This window comes from Shewanella sp. SG41-4, assembly GCF_014164505.1.
In the GTDB taxonomy this organism is placed as follows: domain Bacteria; phylum Pseudomonadota; class Gammaproteobacteria; order Enterobacterales; family Shewanellaceae; genus Shewanella.
In genome coordinates, this window is record NZ_JACJFI010000386.1 from 1 (window position 1) to 2817 (window position 2817).

Annotated in this window: 1 protein-coding gene and 1 pseudogene; both read left to right on the forward strand. The window is 40.2% G+C overall.

Going from position 1 to position 2817, the window contains the following annotated elements; translation table 11 throughout:
- Window positions 1–438: 438 nt before the first annotated feature.
- Complete coding sequence (locus tag H5202_RS19985) at window positions 439–1587, forward strand: BamA/TamA family outer membrane protein (RefSeq protein ID WP_182773608.1); 1149 nt, start codon at window positions 439–441, stop codon at window positions 1585–1587.
- 154 nt (window positions 1588–1741) lie between these two features.
- Window positions 1742–2410: pseudogene (locus H5202_RS24830) on the forward strand (hypothetical protein).
- Window positions 2411–2817: the final 407 nt, after the last annotated feature.

The following is a 2817-nucleotide window of genomic DNA, read 5'->3' on the forward strand; positions in this document are numbered from 1 at the left end:
CCTTTTAACGAATGAAACAAACAAGTTGAATGTTGAGTTATCACAAAAATGAGCAACTAAACGTGCTATATTAGCGGCCGTAATTTAGCGTAATGATATCAGTTCCGCCTATAGATAAACAGATTGCTGACTGTGTGCCTAAGTTAATGCTAGGTTGTAAAATCATCATTTAACTCTGAATATGGCTCAGTATATTATCTTGCATGTAATGACGGTTAACTTCAGTAAGGCTTAAGTTTCTCTTCAGTCAGTATTGAGAGTGAAAAAGGATAATACTTTTCGCTTTGGCCGATATTTAGTTGTCAGCTAATTGTTATTTGAATTGATAATAACCCTTTATACTGAACGCTATAGAGTTAGCGAATTGAACAATGATTCAAAAATTTGGCATGGAAGTCATCATGCGCACTTATTTTTTCAACATTTAATAGAGTTTTTATGAAACGGACCTTACTTCTAGCACTATTTTTTTTTTCTAACGCTGCCACCGCTGTTGAACCTTTATTTGAAACACCTAAAGATATGCAACCAACATGGGTTGATGACATTTTATCGGTTTTTGGTGCTGATGGTGAATTCGATGACACTAAAGCCATTGATATGAGCTATTTACCTACGGCTTATTACACTCCAGAGAAAAAATTTGGCGTGGGCTTACTGATGGTGGGTTTATACAAAACAGATAATGCATCGAGTGAACAACAGCCTTCATCATTGGTTGTTAATTCATTTGCCTCCATGAATCAATCGTATGGCGTCACAGTTGAAAATATGACGTTTTTAAACCAAGGTAAACAACGTTTGTTGCTTGATTTAGAGCTGCATAATGAAGCCGCTGTTTATTATGGAATAGGGATTGAACAAGGCGATCAAGACCTTAATCATCATGAATTTAAAGAACAATTGTATAGCTTTAAGCCACGTTGGATGACCGAAGTTGCCAGTAACTATTTTATCGGCGTGGGGGCTGATTTTATTTATACCACGGCAGACAGCTTAGAATTAGTCGCAACAGAAGCACCAATGGATTCAAATACTCTGTTGCCAAACAACTTTAGCTCGGGCGTTGTGGTGACCAGTATTTACGATTCGAGAGATTATCGTTTGAACGCAACTAAAGGCTGGTTATTTCAAATTGATGCTGGCTTATATCAAAACGACCAGTTCGATTCGTTTTCTACTTATAACATCGAATTGGCTAACTATATTGATTTAGGAGCGACACCGGGGTTAATCGCTTGGCAAGTTCAAGGCCATCTAACCAGTGGTGACGTACCTTGGAATTTATTACCTGATCTTGGTGGTTCTGATGCGATGCGAGGTTACATTAGAGGTCGATATCGCGATGAGCAGATGATGATGGGACAGGTTGAATATCGCTTACCAGTGTTCCAACGTTATGGCATGGTATTTTGGGGCGCTGTTGGTAGTGTGGCACCTAAAGTGAGTGAGCTAACCGATACGTTATTAACCGCTTATGGCACAGGATTTCGATTTAAGATTAAAGACAATATTAATTTACGTTTTGACGTAGGGGTCGGTGAAAATGAAACTAACTTCTACCTAAATGTGAATGAAGTTTTTTAAGGCGATACTATTAATGATGACATTAATGTCGCGAATAAAACTTATGATGACCGGGTGTCGTAACATCAGGATGTCGACGACAGCTGGTGTCGTAGTCCCGAGAATACTGATAAGTGTGTGTCTGGTTAGTGGCTTATTGCAGAGTCATAGAGCCTTGGCCAATGACACCCCACAGAGTTGCCAGCGAAGCTTTAATTACGCTATTTATCTCAGTGGTCTCCACACTGGTAAGATGAGTCGTACTGAGAACTGGCAGGGTAAATCTGCCGTTATTACCTCAAAGAGTGAAGCCAGTATTTTAGGGATTGGTACTCAATACCAACAACGTACTGAGTTATCGTGGTCAAATAACCGCAATGAATGGTTAACCGATAGTTTTCATCAGCAGGTAACTGGTTTTCGTTCTCGAGACATGCACGCCACTTTTTACAATAATGGCCTGGAGTCGCGAGTGGACGTTGATGGAGATATTGAGAATTATACATCGAGCCAAATACCTTTAAGGGACGTGGACACTTTAGCGATTCAGATCCGCGAAAATTTGCTTGGTGGCCGATGTCAATTTGCGTTAATTAGGCAAGCTTCAGATGCAATTTAACCTTATCAATTTTATGTGAAAGAGAAGTTAAGCGCTACCATTGAGCCTTGGGGGGAGGTGCAACTTATTCCGGTGGAGCAAACTGGGGCCGAAGAGGTGACGTATTACTTTGCACCAAGTATGAATTATCAACTGGTAAAAGCCCATTACCATGGGATGATTTTGCAAGGGGTTATTGAGCTGGAACGTTATGTTTCATCCTGCGATACCATGACGGAGAGTTAACCTTAACTCCTGGTAAGTTATAAATTCCATACTCTTTACTTAACTAGCCTCATTGATGCGTCAATGAGGCTAGTTTTTACTGCATTAGTGCCATAAATGGACACTATAGTGAATTCATTCGCTTACTATAGGGCGCTTTTTTACTCGTCGCCAATGGCTTATGACTGACTAGCCATTACTTATACTAGCCATTACTTATACTCGCCATGACTTACACTAGCTACTACTTATACTCGCCATTATTAGTACTAGTCAGCAATGACAAAAGGGTTGATTTCGATAGCTTGTTATTAGCCCTGTAGGCTCACCAATGGGCTTCCTATCAGCACAACCTCTCAACGATAACGATACTCCCACGACATAACTAGATGGCATTAGTTGCTGGCTAACATGATGAAATCGTCTCG

Coding starts and splice junctions, on each gene's coding strand:
- H5202_RS19985 (WP_182773608.1), top strand. CDS start 439: ATGAAACGGACCTTACTTCTAGCACTATTTTTTTTTTCTAACGCTGCC.